Origin of the sequence: Vibrio sp. Vb1980, from assembly GCF_033338615.1 — a bacterium.
GTDB lineage: Bacteria > Pseudomonadota > Gammaproteobacteria > Enterobacterales > Vibrionaceae > Vibrio > Vibrio alginolyticus.
This window is the reverse complement of sequence record NZ_JAWOSZ010000022.1, coordinates 1-22,875: the sequence shown is the minus strand read 5'-3', so window position 1 is coordinate 22,875 and position 22,875 is coordinate 1. Positions and strand designations below refer to the sequence as shown.

The following is a 22,875-nucleotide window of genomic DNA, read 5'->3' as shown; positions in this document are numbered from 1 at the left end:
AAGCACAAGGGAGAGCATCAAGCTCTCCCTTTTTTATGTCGGCTTTTACGCCGCGGCGTTCAATGAAGGATAAGAAGCCAATACTTCTTTAATCTTCGCCGCCAAAGCTTCAAACCTAGCTCGTAATGGTGAGCCCGGACGGTATACGAGAACGATATTACGCGAGGGGGTTGGGTTAACAGCTGGTACGTAGCATACGCCATCTTTTTGCTTCTCATTAGGGATAGAAAGCTGAGGCAATAACGTAATCCCCGCACCGGCAGCAACCATGTTGCGTAACGTCTCCAAGCTGGTGGCTTTAAAACGCTCATCGTCTTTTGCACCAGCGGCAAAACAAAAACCTAACGCTTGATCTCGCAGACAGTGGCCGTCTCCCAACGCTAAAACGGTTTTACCATTCAGCTCCAACATATCAACATGGTCGAGAGAGGCCCACTCGTGGTCACATGGCACTGCGACACTTAATGGCTCTTGATACACTTCGATCTCTTTAAATGGCGCAGTTTCATCAACCGAAGCTAAAACTAAGCAATCTAGTTTGCCTTCTTCCAATTGACGCACTAATTGATGTGTCTGAGCTTCGTGCAGAAATAGCTCCAGCTCAGGAAATGCTTCTTTTATCTGCGGCAGAATTTTGGGTAATAGATAAGGCCCAACCGTCGGGATGAAACCAATATGCATCGGTCCAGTCATGGCTCCGCTTTGACCGCTTGCCATATCTCTGAAGGTTTTCACTTCACTTAAGATGCGTTTAGCCTGCTCCACCAGCTGTAACCCTGAATCGGTAAACAAAACACGTCGGCTGCTTCGCTCTAAAAGCGTGGTCCCGAGTTCATCCTCTAGTTTACGAATTTGCCCACTCAATGTTGGCTGGCTAACAAAACATGCCTCTGCCGCTTTGCGAAAGTGCTTATGTGCCGCAAGTGCAACTAAGTACTCAAAATCTCGAATATTCATAATTCACGCTTCGCTTCTTTAACAATAGCTAATGCCTATCAAAACCATAACACCAAACGATTAGAGCTATCAAAGGATTTTTACAATAATGGGCTCAACAAAACGAAACAGAGCGACGAAAAACGCTAAGCTCTATACGCATAATTTAAAATAGTTAAAGGAAATCATTATGTTTGTATCTAAAGAAGGTCAACAAGTCCCTCAAGTTACTTTTCCAGTTCGTCAAGGTGACTCTTGGATGAATGTAACGACCGATGAGCTATTTAAAGGTAAGACCGTCATCGTATTTAGCTTACCGGGTGCATTTACTCCAACCTGTTCATCAAGCCATCTACCTCGTTACAACGAATTGTTCCCTGTATTTAAAGAGCACGGAGTGGATGAGATTATTTGTGTCTCGGTCAATGATACGTTCGTGATGAATGCATGGAAACAAGACCAAGAAGCAGAAAACATTACCTTCATCCCGGATGGTAATGGTGAATTCACCGATGGCATGGGTATGTTAGTGGATAAAAACGACATCGGCTTTGGCAAACGTTCATGGCGTTACAGCATGATAGTAAAAGATGGTGTAGTGGAAAAAATGTTCATTGAGCCAAACGAACCAGGCGACCCATTCAAGGTGTCAGACGCAGATACGATGCTAAACTACATAGCGCCTGACTACAAAACGCAAGAATCCATCACGGTGTTCACTAAACCAGGCTGCCCTTTCTGTATGAAAGCGAAACAAAATCTGATTGACCACGGTCTTCAATATGAAGAAGTGATTCTGGGTAAAGACGCAACAACAGTTAGTCTACGAGCTATATCTGGTCGCACGACTGTTCCACAAGTCTTTATCGGTGGCAAGCACATCGGCGGTAGCGAAGAGCTAGAAGCGTATCTAGGCTAAGCTGTCCATAGCCTACACCCTCGGTCTCCGGTGCCTTTGGCTCGGAGGCCAACCCTAAACCACTTCTTCTACTAGTCTAGATAAGTAGTTATCTGCCAATAAGGTGACTACTTATCCAGATTCAACTATCCAATTCACTCTCCAAGCTCAATGTAGCTAGCTTGGCTTAGAACAAAAGCGAGAGTTCACGATGAAACAAGTTAATGTCGACGTAGCGATTATTGGTGGCGGGACGGCTGGTCTTGGTGCTTATCGAGCAGCAAAAGCTCATACCAACAGCGTGGTAATGATTGAGGGCGGTCCCTACGGAACAACCTGTGCTCGTGTCGGATGCATGCCGTCTAAGCTGTTAATTGCGGCAGCAGAAAGTGTTCATCAAATCGAAAAAGCACCTGGATTTGGGATACACCCGCAAGGTGAAGTACGAATTAACGGACGAGAAGTTATGGATCGTGTAAAGCGCGAACGCGATCGTTTTGTTGGCTTTGTGCTTGAAAGTGTCGATGATATTCCCGCTGAAGACAAACTATCGGGCTACGCGAAGTTTGCCGATGACCACACTCTCATCATAGATGATCATACTCAGGTCACCGCACAGCGCATTGTTATTGCGACAGGATCTCGTCCAGCATATCCGGCAGCTTGGAATGAACTGGGTGATCGCCTAGTGATTAACGATGATGTATTTGACTGGGATGACTTACCAGAGTCAGTGGCAGTATTTGGCCCAGGAGTCATCGGCCTTGAATTGGGTCAGGCTTTACACCGCCTAGGAGTAAACGTGAAGCTCTTTGGCCTTGGAGGACAAGTGGGCCCACTGACAGACCCAGAGGTGATGGCGTATGCAGATAAAGCCTTTAAGGAAGAGTTCTACCTTGATGCAGATGTAAAAGTCGAAAGTATGAAACGCATTGCTTCGTCAGACAATGACGGCGAAGACAAGGTCGAAATCCAATTCATCAACCATGATGGTGAATTAGAAACTTTCGTTGTCGATTACGTATTGGCCGCAACGGGTCGTCGTCCAAACGTCGATAAGCTGGCGATCGAGAACACCAATGTGGCTCTCGATGAACGTGGCGTACCAACGGCGGATCACTACACATTGCAAACTTCGGTAGAGAGCATCTTCATCGCAGGTGATGCAAGTAACCAAATTCCACTGCTGCACGAAGCCGCTGACCAAGGCCGTATTGCTGGAGACAACGCAGGCCGTTTCCCAGATATTCGTGCGGGTCTGCGTCGCTCACCAATTTCAGCCGTGTTCTCCGACCCTCAAATTGCTATGGTTGGAGAAACATATAAACAACTAGAAACACGTCTAGGCACATGTGGATGTTTCGCAACCGGTGAAGTCTCGTTTGAAAATCAAGGACGTTCGCGCGTCATGCTTCGTAATAAAGGCATTCTGCATGTCTACGGAGAGCAAGGCACTGGACGTTTTTTAGGTGCAGAAATGATGGGCCCGAATGCAGAGCATCTTGCTCACCTTTTAGCATGGGCGCACCAAAATAGGATGACGATTTCTGAGATGTTAGATATGCCCTTCTATCACCCAGTGATTGAAGAAGGCGTCCGCACCGCTCTACGTGATTTGAATGCAAAACTACACTTAGGGCCAGAAATGGTGAAACATTGTCTTGACTGCGGCCCTGGCTGCTAACGCTTTCAGGCTTCTATCTAAATATAAAGCAAAGCCTCGTCATCAACGAGGCTTTGCTTTGCTACTTCGGCGCAATAAAATCTCTCTTACGCTGCCATCATTGCATAGCGGCTGACCATATAAATCGCGACAACACCGATCATAAAGAACCCACCAGCGATACTCAGCGCAAGTTTCAACTCTGTCGACATCATTATATTTCCTGTTAAAGACTGACAGCACACCATACATCAATTACGTGCCACAAAGCTTTTACAAAGCTAACTTTCCATTTTTGGTTGTGTCATGGCGCTCTAAGCCCGTGTAAGAAACGCTTTCCACCATTTAGTTAGATATATAATCTGAAGCAACACTAATGGTTTGGAAAACACTATGACTTGTCGCCGCTGCGAGGAACATTGGTTTTGGAAAGAACTTGGACGTTGCCAACGATGCTTGGATCAATTGACGGTACTTTCTGTACTGTGTTGGATTGTGTGGTGGTTTACGCTCAAAGATGATCCACAAAGCATCGAGTCGATCGCTTTGATCTTTGCCGGCTTCGCTTTCAACGTTTTGTTGTTTCTACACTTATGGATGCGTTTTGTCATCTTGCCTTGGCAACGTCGAAAGGGACAAAAAAAGGCCAATAAAAAAGAGAAAAGTGACAGATAGAAAAAAGCCCCAAAACCAATGTCAGTTCTGGGGCTCTCTTAGATTCTTCTAAGAAAAAGCAGTGGTACTTTAATAGACCGGGCTTCCTCTCAAAGGTTCCAAATTTTTTCGATTTTTTTAGCGAATACTGATGTAAGTAAACAGGAAAATGACTATGTCATTGAATGCTAATAAAATCACTCCACAACTTCAGTTCATGCCACATGCGTTTTTTGGATCACTTGCTCCATTAAATTGATCTCAAGCGCTACCTCATCACATGCATGTTGACGTGGGCACTGATCGCAATCTTTCAGAACTTTCTCCGGCAGTAATGACTTCGATGTCGGTAAAAAGCTTTGCTTCATAAAGAACTCAGGCGTTCGCGTTAGAACAAAGACTTTCTTGATCGCCATCTGGCGCGCTTTCTCAACCAAATAGTTCACAATCGCACTGCCCTGCCCTTGGCCTTGCCAGCCCGCTTCGATACCAAGAGAGCGTATTTCAGCCAACCCTGAGTCATACACATATAGAGAAGCGCAACCCGTCACTTCACCATGATGCTCAGCCACCGCGAAAGAGCCAATATCTCTCACGAGCTCATTACGAGAGCGCGGAAGATTCTCACCAAGGTTCGCCCAGTAAGCAACCATACCTTCCAACGTTTCAATGTCCGTCAAACGTGCAGGACGCACTTTCACCGCCGAGCTGTCACGCTGGCTCAGGCGCTTATCCGCTTGTTCTACCGCGTAAGCGACCTGGTGAGGCGAAACACCACCCAAAGCACAACGCTTTTCCAAACACGAGTCGATAGTCAGAATGTCATACACATCCGCTTCAATGACTTCTGAGAAGGCTTTTAACTCTTCGATAGACAGCTCTTCTAGCGCACAACCTTTAGCAATAGCACCAACGACCGCGACACCGACGATGTGGTGAGCTTCACGGAATGGGATGCCTTTCGCCACTAGGTAATCAGCTAACTCCGTCGAGTTTGCGTAACCTTGTTTCGCCGCTTCTAGTGTGCGCTCGCCATTCACTTTAATACCGTCAAAACACAGAGCTGCCATTTCCATGCAGTCGTTCCATGTATCTAAAGCGTCAAACAACCCTTCTTTATCTTCCTGCATGTCTTTGTTGTACGCCAATGGCAAGGCTTTAACTGTCATCATCATGCTCGATAATGCGCCATAGACACGCCCTGTCTTACCACGGATCAACTCAAGTGCATCTGGGTTTTTCTTCTGTGGCATTAATGACGAACCAGATGTCACCGTATCCGCTAACTCAATGAAGTTTGACTCGCCTGAATTGTAGAAGATCATATCTTCTGCAAGACGAGAAAGGTGCAGCATAGAAATCGACGCCACCGACATCAGTTCCATCACATGATCACGATCTGAAACCGAATCGAGTGAATTACGCGTAGCACGGTGGAAACCGAGATTATGTGCTAATTGTTCGCGATCAATCGGATAAGCCGTTCCCGCTAAAGCACCCGAGCCAAGTGGACAAGTGTCGAGACGCTGTAAGGCATCATTCAGACGAGAGTAGTCACGCTCGAACATTTCAACATAAGCCAAGCACCAGTGAGCAAAGGTTACAGGTTGAGCACGCTGAAGATGAGTATAGCCTGGCAATACGGTGCCTTGGTGCTGTTTAGCAACATGGACCATTTGTGCTTGTAGGCGATCTAAAGCAATCAATAATTGCTGACCTTGCTGACGACACCAAAGTTTCAAGTCTGTGGCGACTTGGTCATTCCGAGAACGCCCAGTGTGGAGTTTTTTACCTAAATCTCCCACTTTACTGATTAGCTGCTGTTCAACCCAAGAGTGGATATCTTCTGCATCAGAGCGAAGAATTTGGTGAGGGTCTTCCATCACTTCTAACTTCAGCTCATTTAAAGCAAGTTCCAGTTTTTGCTGTTCTTCTGCCGATAGCACATCAACAGAAAGCAGAGCTTTAGACCATGCGATTGAACCTACGATGTCTTGCTCAGCCAATCGGTAGTCAAAACGCAACGAATCATTGAACTCTTTAAATCTGGTGTCTGCCGCTTGGGTAAATCTTCCGCCCCATAATGCCATTGCGTCTCTCCTGATGACTATTGCTTACTCTAACGTTCTCGAATGAGTAGTAACCAATTTGATGGTCATTTGCTCACTTTTTCTTATGGGTCAACGTTACGGCAATTTCGATAAAAAATAAAGTATAAATTCAATATTTTTACATATATATTCAAACAAACTTTAGATACTCGCTTTTAGAAACCAAAAGACCCGCCTATAAATGGCGGGTCTTTATTCAATCCAAGATGGATGTTAATGGATTATTTCTTCTGGCTGTTCAATGCACGAATACGGCTTGATAGCGAGTAAAGACGGATGAACCCACCTGCATGGCTTTGGTCGTAAACTTCATCTTCACCAAAAGTCGCGAACTCTTCTGAATACAAGCTGTTGTCAGAACGTTTTTGCGTCACTGTCGCTTGACCTTTGTAGAGCTTAACAACCACTTCACCGTTAACGTCTTGCGCTAGCTCTTCTGAAGCGGCAAGGATCGATTTACATAGTGGCGTAAACCAACGGCCATCGTATACAAGGTGAGACGCTTTTAGACCTAGCTCCTCACGGAATTCGAATGATGATTTGTCTAGCACAAGCTGCTCTACAGCACGCAGCGCTTCCATCATGATGGTGCCTCCCGGTGTTTCATAACAACCACGAGACTTCATCCCAACAAGACGGTTTTCCACAATATCGATACGGCCAACACCGTGCTTAGCGCCCTTCTCGTTTAGGTAAACCAGTGCGTTGTATGGTGTCATCGCTTCACCATCAACTTCGACCACTTCACCTTTTTCTACTTTCAGCGTGACGTATTCCGCTTCATTTGGCGCTTGCTCTGGGTCGACAGTCCACACCCAGCAGTCTTCGTTTGGTGCGTTCCACGTATCTTCTAAAACGCCGCCTTCCGTCGAAATGTGCCATGCGTTTGCATCACGTGAATAGATCTTAGTAAGAGACGCAGAGCAAGGAATATTACGCTCAGCGAGGTAATCCAAACACTCTTCACGGCTCACTAGGTCCCACTCACGCCAAGGTGCAATCACTTGTAAGTCCGGTGCTAGTGCTGCGAATGCACCTTCGAAACGCACTTGGTCGTTACCTTTACCTGTACAGCCATGACACAGTGCATCCGCGCCCACTTTACGTGCCACTTCAACCTGCGCTTTAGCAATGATTGGACGCGCCATTGATGTACCTAGCAGGTACTTACCTTCGTAGTACGCGCCGGTTTTTAGCGTTGGGTAAATGTAGTCTGCGACCATTTCTTCTTTCAGGTCAGCGATGTAGCATTCAGAAGCACCGGAGGCTTTTGCTTTCGCTTCAATGCCTTCTAGCTCTTCGGCACCTTGACCAACATCGGCAACGAAAGCCACTACTTCACAGTCGTAGTTCTCTTTTAGCCACGGGATAATTACTGAAGTATCTAGACCGCCTGAGTATGCGACTACCACTTTATTTACGTTCACTTTGCTCATGTTTTTTCTCCAAACTTAACTGGCGCTGCGCTCGGCGGTCAGTGCCAACTACGACTTCCTAATATTGAATTCTTTTGCTGATGCTTATTGAGGCAAGAATTGAGTACCAATACTTTCACCAGCGAATAACTGTGCTAATTTTTCTGGGTAACGCCAGGTCGCGACTTCAATTGGACGGCCAAGATCATTGGCGGCCTCCAAAGCGGCTTTAACTTTGACGATCATGCCATCGGTGATCACATGTCCATCGATCAACGAGTTAGCTTGCTGCTCTGACAGGGTTTTGATCAAATGGCCTTTTCCATCTAATACACCACTCACGTCTGATAACAGGACTAACTCCGCATCTAATGCGCCCGCAACCGCGACTGCTGCTTGATCAGCATTCACATTCATCATCTGGCCATCTTTGGTTAAACCAATTGAACTGATGATCGGCAGTGCACCTGTGTTTAGCACCGCTTGTAATAGTGCTGAGTCACCCGGTGATGCTTTGCCTACCGCGCCGAGTTCTGGGTCAAGTTCTTCAACAAGACACAAACCACCATCCGCAAGGCTAAGGCCCACAGCGTTAAGACCGTCCGCAATCGCTTGACCTTGAAGTAACTTATTCGCAGTGCCTGCAAGCGCGCCTGCAATCACAGGAATTTGATCGTAAGGCGTTACGCGTAAACCGTTTTTCTTAACGGTTTCAAGCTGAAGCTTTGCCATCAACTCATCAACTAGGTAGCCACCGCCATGAACGATGGCGATTTGTCGCTGTGCCGATTTTTGGTAAGCCGCAATGGCACCAAAAAGTTGGCTTAAGGTTTGAGTGCATGATAGAGCTGCACCACCTAGCTTAATGACTAAAGGAGCTTGATTGGTTTGCGTCATCGCATTTCCCTCTTTCAACGACTACAGCAACGCTGTCAGTTCTGGGTAACCGTAATGAATATTGAGACATTGCATCGCTTGACTCGATGCACCTTTAAGTAGGTTGTCGATAGCTGAAATCACAATGATGTGTTCGCCTTGTACCTTCCAGCCGATATCACAGAAAGGGGTATTTTCGACATCCTGAATACGTGGAATACCGTCGCCTTTAAGACGCACCGCAGGCTTGCCTTGATAAGCTTGTTCAAACGCCTGTGCCACTTGTGCTTCTGTCACACCTTGCGCAAGCTTCATGGTGATAGTGGCAAGAATGCCGCGTTTAAAGTTGCCGAGGTGCGGAGTAAAAATCACATCGCAACCCAAGTGCTGAGCAATCTCTGGCTGGTGACGATGGTTAAATACACCATAAGGTTGCAAGCTCACTTCACAGAAGCTGTTAACCATGGAGGCTTTACGCCCTGCACCTGATACACCACTGGTTGCGTTGATCACTGGCCATTGGTTGGTATCAAGCAACGCATGTTCTAATAAAGGTTTGATTGCAAGCTGTGAAGCGGTTGGGTAGCAACCTGCTACTGCAATCAAAGGAGTGGTTTTTATTGATTCTTGGTTCCACTCTGCTAAGCCGTATGCTGCTTTATCTAGCCAGTTGTTATGTTGATGTTCGAAGCCATAAAAAGTGTCGTAAAAGCCTTCACTTTTCACACGGAATGCACCCGATAAATCGAATACCTGACAGCCTGCCTCCAAGAAAGTTGGGGCTAAATCATGGCTGACTTCGTGAGCCGTTGCCAAAAACACCACGTCCGATTCTTGAGCGATTTGCAGTGGATCCGTTAGTGGTAAAACTGGCATATCAATGATGCCCGCTAGCTTACCGTGCAGCTGCGCGATGCTCTTTCCCGCATCAACACTGTTGGCGGAAACGTATAAACCTGATAGCGTGAGTTGTGGGTGTTTATTAACCATTAACGCTAACTCTGCGCCGGTGTAACCGCTGGCTCCAATAATCGTGGTTTTTAGCATTGTGTAACATCCATATACTTAAAGGCTCAAATGACTATTCATATTTAATTTTTGCTTTATTTTGATTTTTTATTCATTAAATATGATTTAATATGTGTTTTACATTTTTGTGGTCTGTCTGTCAACAGGAGATTTGAAGAATCCATGCAATTACCAACTTTTCTAGAGGTCTATGAAGGACTCATCAGCACCTCTTCTATCAGCTCCACGGATCCGAGCTGGGATCAGGGCAATGCAAAAGTCATCGAAAAACTCGCATCTTGGTTTAAAGATCTGGGTTTTAGCGTTGAAGTGATCGAAGTCGAGCCAGGCAAGCACAATATGATCGCACGTATGGGTGAGGGTGAAGGTGGCCTTTTACTTGCTGGCCATAGCGATACCGTGCCATTCGATCAAGGGCGATGGAATTTTGAGCCGCATAAACTGACGGAAAAAGACAACCGCTTCTACGGTTTAGGCACAGCAGACATGAAAGGCTTTTTCGCCTTTATTTATGAAGCAGTGAAGAAAGTCGATTGGAGCAAGCAGAGCAAACCACTTTACGTATTAGCCACTTGTGACGAAGAGACCACCATGTTGGGCGCGCGACATTTCACAGCAAACGCCCCATTTAAGCCGGATTACTGCATCATTGGTGAACCCACCAGCCTTGTACCAATTCGAGGTCATAAAGGGCATGTGGCAAATGCCATTCGCGTAACAGGCAAGTCCGGTCACTCATCGGACCCAGCGCTTGGCGTTAACGCTATTGAGATCATGCATGAAGTCATGTTCGCCATGATGCAACTGCGTGACAAATTGATTAAAGAATATCACCATCCGGGTTTTGCCATTCCAAGCCCTACCCTAAACCTTGGACACATTCACGGTGGTGACAGCGCTAACCGTATTTGTGGTTGCTGTGAGCTGCATTACGACGTGCGTCCTCTTCCTGGCATTAGCCTTGATGGTTTAGAGAACATGTTGCGCGGAGCATTAAAAGAAGTCGAAGCGAAATGGCCTGGGAGACTGGAGATTATTCCATTGCATGAGCCTATTCCGGGTTACGAATGCCAACATGACCACCCATTTATCGGTGGTGTTGAAGAGATCTGCCAAACCAGTTCAGAAACCGTGAACTACTGTACTGAAGCACCATTTCTACAACAGTTGTGTCCAACCTTGGTGCTCGGCCCTGGGTCAATCGACCAAGCCCATCAACCGGATGAGTTTCTATCCTTCGACTTTATCGACCCCACAATTGATGTGCTTTCAAAGGCAATGGTCAAGTACTGCTGTTAATACGCGTTTAAGCTCAAAAGTCTGTGCAGCTCGATTGAGCTGCATCTTTTTATCTTCACAATTTAGAGCTAGTCTTAACACTTATTTAACTTGTTATTTTGTAATTAATTTTCACTTCTTGCTCTATGGCTGCCGTAAATTTGCTCTAAATCAGGAGACAGCGGAATAATTGCAAACTTAGTCTGCTTTATTTGACTATAACTGGTGCTTTTCGCTAGATTGGAGTCTTAACAAGGACAATGGATGTAGTTTTTTTACGAGGCAGGACGACAATGAACGAGAAATACGCCGCACTCAAAAGTAATGTGCGCATGTTAGGCCACTTATTGGGTAACACCATTCGCGATGCCCATGGCGAAGAAATCTTCGAGAAAGTGGAAACCATTCGTAAATTATCCAAATCAGCTCAAGCAGGGAATCAAGCAGACAGGGACAGCTTGATCGAAGAAATCAAACATCTACCTGATGAGCAGCTAACGCCCGTTACTCGCGCGTTTAACCAATTTCTAAACCTCACCAATATCGCTGAGCAATACCACACGATTTCACGCCATTGTGAAGAGCACATTTGTGAACCAGACGCGATTAACTCGCTATTTTCTAAACTGGTACAAAACGATGTGAGCAAACTGGACACTGCCCAAGCGGTTCGTGATCTAAATATTGAATTGGTATTGACGGCTCACCCAACAGAAATTACGCGCCGTACGATGATCAACAAACTGGTCAAGATAAACGAGTGCTTATCAAAGTTGGAGCTAAGCGATCTTTCTTCTAAAGAGCGCAGAAAAACCGAACGCCGCCTAGAGCAACTGATTGCCCAAGGCTGGCATTCAGACGTGATTCGACAACAACGCCCTACTCCGTTGGATGAAGCAAAGTGGGGCTTTGCGGTCGTTGAAAACTCTCTATGGGAAGCAGTACCGGACTTCCTACGTGAGATGAATGACCGTCTAAAATCTTACCTTGGAGAAGGTTTACCCATTGATGCTCGCCCAGTGCACTTCTCCTCTTGGATGGGCGGTGACCGTGACGGTAACCCGTTTGTTACTCACAACGTTACGCGTGAAGTCTTACTATTGTCTCGTTGGAAAGCCGCCGATCTTTATCTCAATGACATCAACGAGTTGATCAGCGAGCTGTCTATGACAGTTTCAAACGATCAAGTCCGTGAACTTGCTGGCGAAGATCAGCACGAACCATACCGTGCGATCCTGAAGCAATTACGCACTCTGCTCAATGAAACCAAAGATATTCTCGATGCTAAGATCCACGGTCAAAAACTGGCCGTTAAAGCCCCACTGCAAAAAGTCGAGCAACTTTGGGAACCACTGTATGCCTGCTACCAGTCACTAAACGAATGTGGCATGGGTGTAATAGCCAACGGCTCACTACTGGATACACTACGCCGCGTAAAAGCATTTGGTATCCATCTTGTACGTCTTGATATCCGCCAAGAGAGCACGCGTCACTCAGACGTCTTGTCTGAACTAACTCGCTACTTAGGTATTGGTGATTACGAACAATGGAATGAGCAAGATAAGATTGCTTTTCTAACTAACGAGCTGGCATCTAAACGTCCGCTTCTCCCTCGTGATTGGGAACCGTCTGAACCCGTCAAAGAGGTTTTGGATACCTGCAAGATTGTTGCAGCACAACCGCGTGAAGCGTTTGGCGCTTACGTTATTTCAATGGCACGTACCGCCTCTGACGTACTAGCCGTTCATCTACTGCTACAAGAAGCGGGTTGCCCTTACCGCATGGATGTGTGTCCTCTGTTCGAAACGCTAGACGATTTGAACAACGCGGAATCGGTCATCAAGCAGCTTATGGGGATTGACCTTTACCGTGGTTTTATCCAAAACCACCAGATGGTCATGATTGGTTACTCTGACTCAGCGAAAGATGCAGGTGTTATGTCTGCAGGTTGGGCTCAGTATCATGCGATGGAATCGTTAGTTAAAGTGGCTGAAGAAGAAGGCGTTGAGCTAACTCTATTCCATGGTCGTGGGGGCACAGTCGGTCGCGGTGGCGCACCTGCGCATGCTGCGCTTTTGTCGCAACCACCAAAAAGCTTGAAAGGCGGTTTACGTGTAACAGAGCAAGGCGAGATGATCCGCTTTAAACTGGGTCTCCCAGATGTCGCAGTAAACAGCTTTAACCTATACGCAAGTGCGATTCTGGAAGCCAACTTGTTACCGCCACCGGAGCCAAAACAAGAATGGCGCGACTTGATGGAAGTGCTATCAGAAGTAAGCTGTGAGTCTTACCGAAATGTGGTTCGTGGCGAGCCAGATTTCGTGCCTTACTTCCGCCAAGCAACACCAGAACTCGAACTCGGTAAGTTGCCACTTGGTTCTCGTCCTGCAAAACGCAACCCTAAGGGCGGAGTAGAAAGCTTACGTGCAATCCCGTGGATCTTCTCATGGAGTCAAAACCGTTTGGTACTTCCTGCATGGCTAGGCGCAGGTGAAGCGATTCAATACTCGATCGATAAAGGCCACCAAGCATTGCTCGAAGAGATGTGCCGCGAATGGCCGTTTTTCTCTACTCGTCTCGGCATGCTAGAGATGGTGTACTCGAAGTGTAATATTGATATCTCTCGCTACTACGATGAGCGATTGGTGGATGAGTCGCTCCGTCCACTCGGTGAAAAACTTCGTGCTCAGCTTCAAGAAGACATCAAAGCGGTACTGAATGTAGAGAACAATGAAAACTTGATGCAGCATGACCCTTGGGGACTCGAGTCGATTCGCTTACGCAATATCTACGTTGAGCCATTGAATATGCTACAGGCAGAGCTGCTATACCGCACGCGTCAAACCGAAGAAGCTTCTGCAAACTTGGAAGAAGCGTTGATGGTGACGATTGCTGGTATTGCTGCAGGTATGCGTAACACAGGCTAATCGTTTCATTTTTAATAAAAAGCTGGGCAAATGCTCAGCTTTTTTTTATCACAGGATAATCGCACCAAAACAAAAGCAGTCAAATAAACCACTAGAGACCCAAAAAATACCAAAACAAAAGAATAAAAAACCACAAGTTAACACTATTGATTATTATGTTAGTTTTTTAGGGTAATTTTGTCCTACTATTCCACTTCATGCTTATTATTTATATACTACTTGTCTGCTGAGAGCTCATAAATCCAATCATACCTGCTCCAGCCTTGATGGGACTCCCCATCTCTCTAGGTGATAAACGGCTTTAAGGTGACAGGACCAACATTGTTGGTGCTACTTATACATTAAAAAACTCAAGTGCCAGTAAGAGCGCAGCTGAAAGTATAAGTAGCTTGTTTACAAGTTTATTGACCATTTGGATTGAAGACATGTCATTACCACACGTAATCTTAACTGTTCTTAGCACTCGCGACGCAACCGGTTACGATATCACTAAAGAATTCTCTGCTAGCATCGGTTACTTCTGGAAAGCAAGCCACCAACAGGTGTACCGTGAACTCAACAAAATGGCTGAGAAAGAACTGGTTACTTGCGTATTAGAACCCCAAGAAGGCAAACCAGACCGCAAGGTTTACTCCATTACAGACGCTGGTCGCAGCGCTTTAGGAGAGTGGTTTGATCAACCAACTGCACACCCAACAGTTCGTGATGAGTTTTCAGCGAAATTGATGGCATGTGCCGTTCAACCTGCGGCTCCATTCCGTGACCAACTCGCCGAGCTAGTTGAAGAGTCTCGCAAACTGGTTTCTCACTACAAAGAAATTGAAGCGGCTTACTACGCAACGCCGTCAACTTTAGATAAACAAGCTCGCCTAGAACGTCTAACGCTTCGCCGTAACCTTCTGTTACGTGAAACTTGGATCACTTGGGCAGAAGAAGTTCTAACTGAACTTGAAGTGATTGGTTAAACTCCTTTTGCTTTGATAAAACGAAAAAGGCTTGCCACTTGGCAAGCCTTTTATCCTTTTGAAACCAGATTTACGCACCGACTACTGCGCGAGGACGAACACCCAACGTATGACATAACGCGTAAGTCATCTCTGCACGGTTTAGTGTGTAGAAGTGAAAGTCCTTAACCCCTTCACGACTCAGTACACGCACCATATCAATAGCTTGGCTAGCTCCTACAAGCTGGCGAGTCACCGGATCATCATCCAAGCCATCGAATTGTTTGCTCATCCATCCTGGTACTTTCACATTGTTCTGTGCCGCAAAGCGAGACGCTTGCTTAAAGTTCGATACAGGCAAAATTCCTGGCACAATTTCTACGTCAATTCCTGCTGCGACACAACGGTCACGGAATCGCAGGTAAGACTCAACGTCAAAAAAGAACTGAGTAATAGCACGGTTTGCACCTGCATCTACCTTACGTTTTAGGTTCAATAAGTCAGACTGAGCGCTTTTAGCTTCAGGGTGAACCTCAGGGAATGCAGCAACGGAGATATCGAAATCGTGGCGTGATTTCAGCAGCTCAACCAAATCCGAGGCATACATATCAGGCGCACCGCCACCTGGAGGAATATCACCACGCAGAGCGACGATATTTTCAATACCATTGTTCCAATAATCATCGGCAATATTAATCAACTCTTCACGAGTCGCATCAATACAAGTGAGATGGGGAGCGGCAACCAATCCGGTTGTGGCTTTAATTTCTTTAATGATGGAGTGTGTTCTGTCACGCTCGCCGGAGTTCGCACCGTAAGTCACAGAAACAAATTTAGGTTGAAGCGTTTTAAGACGGTGCACTGAATTCCAAAGTGTTTCTTCCATCTTAGCGCTGCTTGGCGGAAAAAACTCAAACGATACATTGATGTTATCTGATAACTCAGCAATATTCTGGTTCAAGGCGTCGATATGGCCTGCGTGCGTATATCCCATCTTACTCTCCCTGCGGCACTCCGCCACGAAAACAAATCCTTAAAATCGACGTTTAGACGTCTATATGTCTACAGAATGTATTGAATACGATTTAATGTCAACCTTGTAATTATGAATTTTTCTCAAGTTAATAATGAAGATAGTTCAAGTTTCTACTTGAGCATCATCTCGCCATTTTGCACGGGTTATGACTTCAGTATGGCACTGATAGGGGAATAAAAAACCCTGGATTAATTCCAGGGTTTTTAGGTCAATCGCAACTTTAAAATAAACCAGCCAATCGGTTGAGGTCGGATTGAATAGCGCCGGCTGTCACTTCTCTGCCTGCGCCTGGTCCTCGAATGACCAGAGGGTTATCTTTGTACCACTTGCTCTCTATGGCAAAAATGTTATCGCATGGCAATAAGTTGGCGAGCGCGTGCTCACGAGATAACGCTTCGACTCCCACCGTTGCTTTACCATTTTTTTCTAAACGCGCCACATAGCGAAGCACTTGATCGTTTCTCTGTGCTTTTGTCAGACGCTCTTGAAGTATTTCACTCAACAACGCTCCATTATCGAAGAAATCATCTAAGCTCAGTTCTCTTAATTCTTCTGGCACCAAAGACTCAACTTTAACGCTGTCTGGTTCTATATCTAGGCCCGACTCTCGAGCCAAGATGACTAACTTGCGCATTACATCGGAGCCATCTAAATCAGAACGAGGATCAGGTTCGGTTAAACCTTGCTGCCAAGCAAGATCGACTAAATCATTAAATGGCACAGAACCATCAAACTGTTGGAACAGCCATGATAGCGTCCCCGAGAAAATACCCGATAGAGCGACGATTTCATCCCCACTTTCACGAAGATCTCGCACGGTATGGTTTATCGGTAACCCAGCACCAACCGTTGCGTTGTATAGCCAATGACGACCAATTTTAGCGAATGCATCTTGAACCTGATGGTAGTACTGACTATCTGCGGAACCGGCCACTTTGTTAGCGGAAATCAAATGAATGCCTTGCTGTGCGATTTCTACGTAGCGCTGAGCTAACTCTTTACTCGCGGTAACATCAAGCACGACGGCTTCATCATAGCTTTTAAGCGCTCCCAAACGTGCCAGCCAATCCCCATTGTTGGCTATGCTTTCATCATCAAATCGTTCAGCAACACTCGCCGCCTCAATACCTTGCTCATCGAACCAATAGGTTTGGCTATCCACAACCGCGACAAGATCAAAGCTCATACCATGACGTTTTTCGAGCTCACTTTTTTGCGTCGCAAATAAATTTAACCAACTAGAACCAATATTACCCTTGCCACATAAAGCCACTGCCACGCGTTTTTGCGCTTGGAACAACTGGCTATGAATCGTTTGAACCAACGTCTCGGTATCAGTACGGCGCAAAACAGCGACTAGGCTCAGCCCTGAGTCTGTTTCAGAGATAAATTCTACCGGAGAGTGCTTTAGCTTCTGATAAAAGCCAAAGCAATGATTGGCGTTTTTCGTAACGCCTGCACCTACCGCAGCTAAGAGCGAGTAACCTTCTTTTAGCTTAATTTCTGCCTCTACCGCAAGCTCTTGCAAGTGTTTCAATGCACCACCGGCGATTTCTGCGGTGTAAGCCAAGCGTAGCGTGTGCTGATCGGATTGAGCTTCAAATGCCAGTGGCTCTAATTGCGCGCGCTGCAACGCTTGTAATACATCACTCTGTGTTTTTTCGAAGTCGTGCCCATGCATGAAAGACAATTGCACCAATAAAACATCATCCAGTGAAGTAATAATTTTAGCGCCACGACCAGATGCCAATACACGCTCAATACGAGTAGAACCCGACTCTGGCAGATAGCTACACTTGAGATTCAGGTCCATGGTACTTTGCGCCACAGGCTGAAGCGTACGACTGTGTAGCACTGGGGCAGCTAAGCGAGCAAGTTCACTGGCTTCATCCAATCGAAGTAACGGTAATAAACAAGCGTCAGACACCAAACGTGGATCGGCACTATAGACACCAGCAACATCACTCCAAATCGTGACAGTACTGACTTCAGCAAGCGCGCCTATGACCGTTGCAGAATAGTCAGAGCCGTTACGACCAAGTAGAATGGTTTCTCCTGCCTCGTTCTGAGCCATAAATCCAGTAATTACCACACGTTTATGGTTATGCTGCGCGAGGATCTCTTTAATTAAAGGGTATGAACGAGCGCGATCAACCTCTGGTTGAGTTCCCGCTTCTGCACGTAAAAACGCTCGTGCATCTTGTGCAACCGCAGGGATAGAACGTTGAGATAATAACGCGGCCAATAGGCGAGCAGACCATACTTCTCCGTGTCCCAGTACCGCAGATTTTTGCGCATTAGTGAGTGGTGCAGTCAGCTCCGAGAGAGTACTGAACTCATCATGTAATAAAGCTAACAGCTCTTCTTTTGCTTCACTCTCCAACAAGCTTTCTATTAGCTCAGTTTGAAACTGTCTTAAGCTTTGAAGCGCTTCATGCGCAATTCGGCCATCTTTATTTAACCCTTCCAAAAACTCAATCAAGCGGTTAGTGGTTTTTCCTGCAGCAGAGACGACCACCAGATCATTTTCTGTCGAATACTCCTTGAGAATACCCACAACGCGTAAGTAGCATTCTGGGTTTGCTAAGCTACTGCCACCAAACTTATGCAGCTGACGTTGTACAGTCATTGTTATCGTCTCCTATTACTGGGTAGCTTTAGCGAACGCTTGTTCTAAATCTGTGATGAGGTCTTGTGCATCTTCCAAACCGACAGACAAACGCAATAGTTGATGAGAGACCCCAGCCTCCGCCAGCGCCTCCTCACCCATTGCACGGTGCGTCATGGATGCTGGGTGGCAAATCAAACTTTCTACACCACCTAATGACTCTGCTAATGAAAACAGTTGGAGCTCTTTCACAAACACCTTTAACTGTTCAAACGAACCAGCAAACTCAAAACTCAACATAGAGCCAAAGCCCGTTTGCTGCTTTTTAGCGATGTCATGACCTGGATGTTCCGGCAGGCTTGGATGATAGATAGTTTTAACTAACGCTTGTTTCTGTAGGTAAGCCAGTACCTGCTGTGAGCTCTCTTCATGTACTTTCATACGAGCACCAAGCGTACGAATACCTCGCAGCGTCATATAACTATCGAAAGGTGTGCCCGTTGCACCAATACAATTGCCCCACCATGCAAGCTCTTCTGCATGCGCTTCTGTGTTGGTGATGATTACCCCACCAATTACGTCCGAATGACCGTTGATGTACTTTGTTGTGGAGTGGATAACAAAATCCGCACCTAGCTCTAAAGGTTTTTGGTACACGGGTGTCAAAAAGGTATTGTCCACCGCAACTAACGCGCCGACTTGTTTCGCTTTTTCACAAGTAGCTGCAATATCCACTACGCGAACCAGAGGGTTTGACGGAGTTTCTAGCAAAATGAGTTTTGGTTTTTGTGCCAATGCAGCATCTAAAGCCTGTTCGTCTGATTGATCGACAAACTGAACCTTAAAATCGCCTTTGTTAGCTCGGGTATTAAAAAGACGATAGGTACCACCATAACAATCGTGAGGAGCAATAATGAGATCATCTGGGCCGAGAAAAGCGGAAACCCATAAATTTAATGCCGACGTACCGCAGTTAGTAACAACCGCTCCTTTTCCAGACTCAAGTTCAGATAGCGCACTTTCCAACAGTCCGCGGTTTGGATTACCAGATCGTGTGTAATCATACTTGGGCACTTCACCAAAAGCAGGAAAACCATAGTTAGTGGAAAGATAAATAGGTGGAACGACAGCATGATATTGGCTGTCTGATTCAATACCAGTGCGTACTGCAATGGTCGCAGGTTTGCGAGTGCTCATGGGTGTATCCTTTCACGGGTAATGACTTCTAAATAGGAATGCGCTATATCTAATGAGTAACATAAAGTGATCAACACGCTTCCTTTGCTGTTATGTTCACTTTACTCGTCAAAAAATGAGACGTCAACACTTCTAGACGTCTATATGTCTTTGCTTATGGCGGTAAATGCAGCTAAAATCAGCACCTAAATTATTTTTAACCGATTACATAAATGAAGGTGTGCAATGGCTGACTGGAATGGCGAATACATTAGCCCATATGCAGAGCACGGCAAAAAAAGCGAACAAGTAAAAAAAATTACCGTCTCTATCCCGCTAAAAGTTTTAAAGGTGCTAACTGATGAGCGTACTCGCCGTCAGATCAATAACTTACGCCATGCAACCAATAGCGAATTGCTATGCGAGGCATTTTTGCACGCGTACACAGGTCAGCCACTTCCGACAGATGAAGACCTTCGTAAAGACCGTCCTGATGATATTCCAACAGAAGTAAAAGCGCTGATGACGGAAATGGGCATCGAATTTGAGTCATTCGACGAAGAATAAAAAAGCCTGATAAGAGGTTTCAGGTAATGACTCTTGCCTCGAGCCAAATGAATGACATAAAAAATGGGACGCAATAGCGTCCCATTTTTGTGTATCACACCTGAAAGATATATTACTCTGCCATGTAGTTTTCAGGCATCTCGATACGAGCTACACCTGAATTAACCGCCGCCTGAGCAACCGCTTTTGCAACACGCGGTAGCAAACGTGAATCCATTGGTTTTGGAATAATATAGTCCGCACCAAACTCTAGCTTATCAACACCTGCAGCCTTCAATACGGCTTCAGGTACAGGCTCTTTTGCTAGCTCGCGAATCGCCTCAACGGCTGCAAGTTTCATTTCATCATTGATTTCACTTGCACGCACATCAAGAGCACCACGGAAAATGAATGGGAAACACAATACGTTGTTAACTTGGTTAGGATAATCACTACGGCCAGTACCCATGATCAAGTCATCACGAACTGCGTGAGCAAGTTCCGGCTTGATTTCAGGATCCGGGTTAGAACATGCGAACACGATTGGCTTATCAGCCATCAACTTCAACGCTTCCGCTGGCAACAGGTTTGGACCAGATACACCTAGGAACAGATCTGCACCTTCAATTACGTCTTCTAGTGTGCGCTTATCTGTATTGTTCGCAAATAACTGCTTATATTCATTAAGGTCATCACGACGAGTGTGAATCACACCTTTGCGATCTAGCATGTAGATTTTTTCGCGCATTGCACCGCATTTGATCAGAAGCTCCATACACGCTACAGCGGCAGCGCCAGCGCCAAGACAAACAATTGTTGAATCTTCAAGTTTCTTACCTTGAAGTTCGATTGCATTCAGCATACCCGCTGCCGTTACAATAGCAGTACCATGTTGATCATCGTGGAATACTGGTACATCACAACGCTCAATCAAACGTTTTTCAATCTCAAAACAGTCTGGTGCTTTAATATCTTCAAGGTTGATACCGCCAAAAGTGTCTGCAATGCTCGCAACAGTATCCACAAATTCATCGATCGTGCGGTGCTTAACTTCAATATCAATAGAGTCAAGACCAGCAAAACGCTTAAACAGTAACGCTTTACCTTCCATCACAGGCTTAGATGCAAGTGGACCTAGGTTACCTAGACCTAGAATAGCGGTACCGTTAGAAATAACAGCAACCATGTTCCCTTTTGCAGTGTACTTGTACACGTTATCCGGGTTTTGTGCGATTTCACGCACTGGCTCTGCAACACCAGGGCTGTATGCAAGGGCAAGATCACCCGCCGTTTCCGCAGGCTTTGTCAGTTCGACAGCAATCTTTCCTGGAGTTGGATAAGCATGGTAATCCAATGCTTTTTGGCGATGTTCTTCTTCTGGAGTGGCTGCTTGGTGGTTGTCTTCAGACATGGACGTTTCTCTTTTTTATTTTTAGGTAAGGGGGCATAAATTCTATCGGATAGAAATCAAACTTCATAGGCAAGATTGCGAGCAATATCCTTAAAAAGCCGATAATAAAAGAGATTAGACCAGATAACGGGGTTAAGCACCCGATTTTCGAGTCAGGTGCTCTTTCTTCTTACTATTATTGGAGTATGCAAACTCAGAAAGTATCGTTACTCTTCGTCCACGTATTGCGCTTGGAGATAATTCTCAATACCAGACATTTCAATCAAGCCAAGTTGCGTCTCTAGCCAATCAACATGTTCTTCTTCATCTTCAAGAATATCTTGGAAGAGATCTCGAGACACATAATCTCGAATGTCTTCAGCGTAGGCAATCGCATCTTTTAAATCTGGAATAGCCGCCATTTCAAGCTTTAAGTCACACTCGAGCATTTCCTTGGTATCTTCACCAATCATCAACTTACCTAAATCTTGTAGGTTCGGTAAGCCTTCAAGGAACAAAATACGCTCAATTAGATGATCGGCATGCTTCATCTCATCGATAGATTCGTGATATTCCTTGTCTGCTAGGTGCTTTAAGCCCCAGTCTTTATACATTCGGGCATGAAGAAAATACTGATTAATAGCGACGAGCTCGTTACCGAGCACTTTATTGAGATGTTGAATGATGATTGGATCGCCTTTCATGACAAAACCCTCCTCTTTGGCTTCATTTAAATGTAGAAGCAAATGAGAAGGTGTCAAAATGTAAGGCAAATAATTACTGCATACTTACAGCAATTAGCTGGCTTGTTTAAATTCCGTGTAACTAGTTTCCGCTAAAATTTCCTTGGCCTGTCTGATGCACTTACCACATTGGCTGCCCAATGCCGTGCACTTTTTGATTCCTTTAATATCTGTTACGCCTTCATCTATCGCCAACTTCCTAATTTTTTTGTCGGAGACACCATGGCAAAGACAAACGTACATACTCAAAAAACCTATAAAACTAATCTGTGACAAACAATATAAACAAGAATAGTTCTTGTTACCAGTCGCATTATGGTGTCCGCTCAGAATATTTGGTTATAACGATTTTACCGCTGCAGGAAAAGATCAAAGGGTTAAGAGGGGTGAGTAAAAGCGTTAAGAAACAAAGTCGGTAAAACTCTGTTTTTAAATCGAAAAAGTGACGTCTTTTATTTCAACACTTATAACTAAATGTAATCTAGAAATGAAAAAGGGAAGCCTAAGCTTCCCTTTTCGATGCGCTTTCTTCAAAAAGAAGAACAGTGCAAGATTTCGTTTAATTCGTTATGAATTAGTCGAAGATCTTAGCAACAACACCAGCACCTACTGTACGGCCACCTTCACGGATCGCGAAACGTAGAC

The 22,875-nt window shown here is 45.5% G+C and carries 18 protein-coding genes and 1 pseudogene; 7 read left to right on the top strand and 12 right to left on the bottom strand.

Going from position 1 to position 22,875, the window contains the following annotated elements; all coding sequences use genetic code 11:
• Positions 1–45 precede the first annotated feature (45 nt).
• Positions 46–957 carry a DNA-binding transcriptional regulator OxyR gene (gene oxyR / locus R7F64_RS21875; RefSeq protein ID WP_318072077.1) on the bottom strand — a complete coding sequence of 304 codons (912 nt, stop codon included), beginning with the start codon at positions 955–957 and terminating at the stop codon, positions 46–48.
• Between the two features lie 169 nt (positions 958–1,126).
• Here oxyR and R7F64_RS21870 point away from each other — a divergent pair, with 169 nt between their 5' ends.
• From R7F64_RS21870 to R7F64_RS21860, 3 genes are all read left to right on the top strand, one after another.
• Positions 1,127–1,855 (top strand): redoxin family protein, encoded by a 729-nt coding sequence (locus tag R7F64_RS21870; RefSeq protein WP_318072076.1) that lies wholly within the window; start codon positions 1,127–1,129, stop codon positions 1,853–1,855.
• A gap of 190 nt (positions 1,856–2,045) precedes the next feature.
• Positions 2,046–3,518 carry a dihydrolipoyl dehydrogenase gene (locus R7F64_RS21865; RefSeq protein ID WP_053304156.1) on the top strand — a complete coding sequence of 491 codons (1,473 nt, stop codon included), beginning with the start codon at positions 2,046–2,048 and terminating at the stop codon, positions 3,516–3,518.
• Positions 3,519–3,890: 372 nt separating this feature from the next.
• Positions 3,891–4,172: a DUF3624 domain-containing protein gene (locus R7F64_RS21860; RefSeq protein ID WP_005381330.1), complete on the top strand. Its 282-nt coding sequence runs from the start codon at positions 3,891–3,893 to the stop codon at positions 4,170–4,172.
• 194 nt (positions 4,173–4,366) lie between these two features.
• Here R7F64_RS21860 and argH read toward each other — a convergent pair whose 3' ends face one another.
• The 4 genes from argH to argC form a co-directional block, all read right to left on the bottom strand.
• The gene (gene argH, locus R7F64_RS21855; protein WP_005381331.1) at positions 4,367–6,241 is read right to left on the bottom strand and encodes an argininosuccinate lyase; all 1,875 of its coding nucleotides are present in this window, start codon (positions 6,239–6,241) and stop codon (positions 4,367–4,369) included.
• A 242-nt stretch (positions 6,242–6,483) separates the two neighbouring features.
• The gene (locus tag R7F64_RS21850) at positions 6,484–7,698 is read right to left on the bottom strand and encodes an argininosuccinate synthase (protein ID WP_017821738.1); all 1,215 of its coding nucleotides are present in this window, start codon (positions 7,696–7,698) and stop codon (positions 6,484–6,486) included.
• A gap of 84 nt (positions 7,699–7,782) precedes the next feature.
• Entirely contained in the window at positions 7,783–8,574 is a 792-nt protein-coding gene (gene argB, locus R7F64_RS21845; protein WP_005381333.1) for an acetylglutamate kinase, read from the bottom strand.
• A 21-nt stretch (positions 8,575–8,595) separates the two neighbouring features.
• Positions 8,596–9,600, bottom strand: a complete 1,005-nt coding sequence (gene argC / locus R7F64_RS21840) for an N-acetyl-gamma-glutamyl-phosphate reductase (RefSeq protein ID WP_005382790.1) — start codon at positions 9,598–9,600, stop codon at positions 8,596–8,598.
• 144 nt (positions 9,601–9,744) lie between these two features.
• On the opposite strand from argC, the gene argE reads away from it, so the two are divergent.
• The 3 genes from argE to R7F64_RS21825 all read left to right on the top strand — a co-directional run bounded on the left by argE (position 9,745) and on the right by R7F64_RS21825 (position 14,752).
• Positions 9,745–10,881, top strand: coding sequence for an acetylornithine deacetylase (gene argE / locus R7F64_RS21835; RefSeq protein ID WP_213900083.1), 1,137 nt, complete (start codon positions 9,745–9,747; stop codon positions 10,879–10,881).
• A gap of 272 nt (positions 10,882–11,153) precedes the next feature.
• Entirely contained in the window at positions 11,154–13,787 is a 2,634-nt protein-coding gene (ppc, locus tag R7F64_RS21830) for a phosphoenolpyruvate carboxylase (protein WP_086047071.1), read from the top strand.
• A 425-nt stretch (positions 13,788–14,212) separates the two neighbouring features.
• Complete coding sequence (locus tag R7F64_RS21825; RefSeq protein ID WP_005382791.1) at positions 14,213–14,752, top strand: PadR family transcriptional regulator; 540 nt, start codon at positions 14,213–14,215, stop codon at positions 14,750–14,752.
• Between the two features lie 70 nt (positions 14,753–14,822).
• Here the strand turns inward: R7F64_RS21825 and metF are convergent, their stop codons facing one another.
• From metF to R7F64_RS21810, 3 genes are all read right to left on the bottom strand, one after another.
• Positions 14,823–15,725, bottom strand: coding sequence for a methylenetetrahydrofolate reductase (metF, locus tag R7F64_RS21820; RefSeq protein ID WP_005381345.1), 903 nt, complete (start codon positions 15,723–15,725; stop codon positions 14,823–14,825).
• 262 nt (positions 15,726–15,987) lie between these two features.
• Complete coding sequence (locus R7F64_RS21815; protein WP_053304153.1) at positions 15,988–18,396, bottom strand: bifunctional aspartate kinase/homoserine dehydrogenase II; 2,409 nt, start codon at positions 18,394–18,396, stop codon at positions 15,988–15,990.
• A gap of 15 nt (positions 18,397–18,411) precedes the next feature.
• Positions 18,412–19,572: an O-succinylhomoserine (thiol)-lyase gene (locus tag R7F64_RS21810; protein WP_005381350.1), complete on the bottom strand. Its 1,161-nt coding sequence runs from the start codon at positions 19,570–19,572 to the stop codon at positions 18,412–18,414.
• Positions 19,573–19,797: 225 nt separating this feature from the next.
• On the opposite strand from R7F64_RS21810, the gene metJ reads away from it, so the two are divergent.
• Positions 19,798–20,118, top strand: coding sequence for a met regulon transcriptional regulator MetJ (gene metJ, locus R7F64_RS21805; protein ID WP_005381353.1), 321 nt, complete (start codon positions 19,798–19,800; stop codon positions 20,116–20,118).
• A 112-nt stretch (positions 20,119–20,230) separates the two neighbouring features.
• Here the strand turns inward: metJ and R7F64_RS21800 are convergent, their stop codons facing one another.
• The 4 genes and pseudogenes from R7F64_RS21800 to R7F64_RS21785 form a co-directional block, all read right to left on the bottom strand.
• Positions 20,231–21,508, bottom strand: a complete 1,278-nt coding sequence (locus R7F64_RS21800; RefSeq protein ID WP_005381358.1) for a malic enzyme-like NAD(P)-binding protein — start codon at positions 21,506–21,508, stop codon at positions 20,231–20,233.
• Positions 21,509–21,714: 206 nt separating this feature from the next.
• Positions 21,715–22,191 carry a bacterioferritin gene (gene bfr, locus R7F64_RS21795; RefSeq protein WP_005381359.1) on the bottom strand — a complete coding sequence of 159 codons (477 nt, stop codon included), beginning with the start codon at positions 22,189–22,191 and terminating at the stop codon, positions 21,715–21,717.
• Positions 22,192–22,284: 93 nt separating this feature from the next.
• Positions 22,285–22,473, bottom strand: coding sequence for a (2Fe-2S)-binding protein (locus R7F64_RS21790; protein ID WP_005381360.1), 189 nt, complete (start codon positions 22,471–22,473; stop codon positions 22,285–22,287).
• A gap of 331 nt (positions 22,474–22,804) precedes the next feature.
• Positions 22,805–22,875: pseudogene (locus R7F64_RS21785) on the bottom strand (elongation factor Tu); the annotation flags it as partial.

Coding starts and splice junctions, on each gene's coding strand:
- argE (WP_213900083.1), top strand. CDS start 9,745: ATGCAATTACCAACTTTTCTAGAGGTCTATGAAGGACTCATCAGCACC.
- R7F64_RS21800 (WP_005381358.1), bottom strand. CDS start 21,508: ATGTCTGAAGACAACCACCAAGCAGCCACTCCAGAAGAAGAACATCGC.
- R7F64_RS21790 (WP_005381360.1), bottom strand. CDS start 22,473: ATGTACGTTTGTCTTTGCCATGGTGTCTCCGACAAAAAAATTAGGAAG.
- argH (WP_005381331.1), bottom strand. CDS start 6,241: ATGGCATTATGGGGCGGAAGATTTACCCAAGCGGCAGACACCAGATTT.
- oxyR (WP_318072077.1), bottom strand. CDS start 957: ATGAATATTCGAGATTTTGAGTACTTAGTTGCACTTGCGGCACATAAG.
- ppc (WP_086047071.1), top strand. CDS start 11,154: ATGAACGAGAAATACGCCGCACTCAAAAGTAATGTGCGCATGTTAGGC.
- argC (WP_005382790.1), bottom strand. CDS start 9,600: ATGCTAAAAACCACGATTATTGGAGCCAGCGGTTACACCGGCGCAGAG.
- metJ (WP_005381353.1), top strand. CDS start 19,798: ATGGCTGACTGGAATGGCGAATACATTAGCCCATATGCAGAGCACGGC.
- R7F64_RS21870 (WP_318072076.1), top strand. CDS start 1,127: ATGTTTGTATCTAAAGAAGGTCAACAAGTCCCTCAAGTTACTTTTCCA.
- R7F64_RS21865 (WP_053304156.1), top strand. CDS start 2,046: ATGAAACAAGTTAATGTCGACGTAGCGATTATTGGTGGCGGGACGGCT.
- metF (WP_005381345.1), bottom strand. CDS start 15,725: ATGGGATATACGCACGCAGGCCATATCGACGCCTTGAACCAGAATATT.
- argB (WP_005381333.1), bottom strand. CDS start 8,574: ATGACGCAAACCAATCAAGCTCCTTTAGTCATTAAGCTAGGTGGTGCA.
- R7F64_RS21860 (WP_005381330.1), top strand. CDS start 3,891: ATGACTTGTCGCCGCTGCGAGGAACATTGGTTTTGGAAAGAACTTGGA.
- R7F64_RS21825 (WP_005382791.1), top strand. CDS start 14,213: ATGTCATTACCACACGTAATCTTAACTGTTCTTAGCACTCGCGACGCA.
- R7F64_RS21810 (WP_005381350.1), bottom strand. CDS start 19,572: ATGAGCACTCGCAAACCTGCGACCATTGCAGTACGCACTGGTATTGAA.
- R7F64_RS21815 (WP_053304153.1), bottom strand. CDS start 18,396: ATGACTGTACAACGTCAGCTGCATAAGTTTGGTGGCAGTAGCTTAGCA.
- bfr (WP_005381359.1), bottom strand. CDS start 22,191: ATGAAAGGCGATCCAATCATCATTCAACATCTCAATAAAGTGCTCGGT.
- R7F64_RS21850 (WP_017821738.1), bottom strand. CDS start 7,698: ATGAGCAAAGTGAACGTAAATAAAGTGGTAGTCGCATACTCAGGCGGT.